Origin of the sequence: Variovorax ginsengisoli, from assembly GCF_030486595.1 — a bacterium.
Taxonomy (GTDB): domain Bacteria; phylum Pseudomonadota; class Gammaproteobacteria; order Burkholderiales; family Burkholderiaceae_C; genus Variovorax; species Variovorax ginsengisoli_B.
Window position 1 is genome coordinate 1 of sequence record NZ_JAUJZH010000080.1, and the last position, 1,606, is coordinate 1,606.

The 1,606-nt window shown below is 68.9% G+C and carries 1 protein-coding gene; it reads right to left on the bottom strand.

Going from position 1 to position 1,606, the window contains the following annotated elements; all coding sequences use genetic code 11:
- Positions 1-337: 337 nt before the first annotated feature.
- Positions 338-1,474, bottom strand: coding sequence for an IS110 family RNA-guided transposase (locus QZH52_RS38550; protein ID WP_301816537.1), 1,137 nt, complete (start codon positions 1,472-1,474; stop codon positions 338-340).
- Positions 1,475-1,606 lie beyond the last annotated feature (132 nt).

Consider the following 1,606-nt stretch of genomic DNA (forward strand, 5'->3'; position numbering starts at 1 on the left):
GGGCTGATATGGCTTGATCCTGTCAAGAGGGCGAGCCGCTCTCTCCGGGGGCCGGATTTCAGAATCTTTCGCGAATGCCGGATAGGGAACGCGACGGAGCCGGGTGCGTGAGCGACGGTTGATCATGCTGATATGCGTGGATTGGCTACCGACAGTTCATGTATTCGTCGCGGGGCTGCCTGCTTTCTAGGGTCTGCGATTGGTCACTTGCGTGGCTGCGCAATAGCCCCCCCGAGGATTCCCCTGTGGCCGTGGCTGCGCCGCGTTCCCGATCCGGCCTCAAAGAGGTTGTTCGATAGGCGCCTCCCCCTGGTGGTCTGGTGGTGCGTTCATGTCATCACCTCGAGGCAGCCGCTGGCGGCGTCACCTCGCACGCGATGGCCCACACGAAGCCCGAGAGTTCGCGCGCAATGGCCACGACGATCTTGTTGTGTGGCACGTGCCGCGCGGCCAGCCGCCTGAAGCGTGCGCACAACCGCAACTGCGCCGTCCAGGCGATGTCGGTCACGGCCTTGGGCAACTCCGACTGGCGCCTAGCGATCAGCGCACTGACCCGCGCCGGGTAGCGGTACTGGTGCGCCACCTCCACCAGCATGCGCCGCGCCGCCGAGTTGCCGGCCTTGGTGATGGCACCCTGACGGCGCCGCTGGCCGCTGGAGTCCTCGCTGGGCACCAGGCCCAGATAGGACATCAACTGGCGCGGGTTGGCGAAGCGGTGGAAGTCCTGGATCTCGGCCACCAGCGTGATCGCGGCGATGAGTTGCACGCCGCGCAGCGCCTGCAGCGCGGCCACCACCGGTGCCAGCGACCAGCCCGCCAGCGCATCGCGCAGCGACTGCTCCAGGCGTGCGATGCGCGCCCCCGACTCGCTCACCGCGTGCAGGTACTCCTGGAAGGCGATCTGCTGGGCGGCGTGCGGCAGCGCCAGGCTGGCCAGCCAGCGCAGATGCGCCGCCGTCCAGGCGCTCTTGCCCGCGTACACCACGCCGCTGCGCAACAGCAGCGCCTTCAGGCGGTGGCGTGCGTTGCGCTGCTCGCGCACGGCATCCTCGCGGGCGCGCACCAGGTCGCGCAGCGCCTCGTCCACGGCGTCCGGCACGCGCACGGCACTGAGTTCGCCCGCGCGCGCCAGGCGCGCAAGCATCAACGCATCGCGGCGGTCGGTCTTCACCCGGTCGCCCGAACGCTTGGGGATGGATGAGGGCGCCACCACCTCGCAGTGGTAGCCCATTGCGGTGAGGTGGCGCTGCAGCACGAAGCCGCAGGGGCCCGCTTCGTAGACCACATGCACGCAATGGCCCTGGCTGACCAGGCGGCGCAGGGCCTTGCTGACGGCATTGACGCCGCCGGCTACGGCGCCCAGATGGCGGACCTCGCCGTCACGCCCGGCCTCGGCCAGGGCGATGTCGATGCTGTCCTTGTGGACGTCCAGGCCGACGTACACAGTGGCCGCGGGGGTGGTAGATTGACTCATGGCCCGTCTCCTTGCTCGTTGACACGCTGTCCGCCCTTCGGGGTGCAGCGTTGTGGCTCGGCGCACCCACGGTGCGCAACCCACGGTAGTCCCGGAGACGGGCCGCCTCAACGGCTCAAGCCATTCTGTCTA

Coding starts and splice junctions, on each gene's coding strand:
- QZH52_RS38550 (WP_301816537.1), bottom strand. CDS start 1,474: ATGAGTCAATCTACCACCCCCGCGGCCACTGTGTACGTCGGCCTGGAC.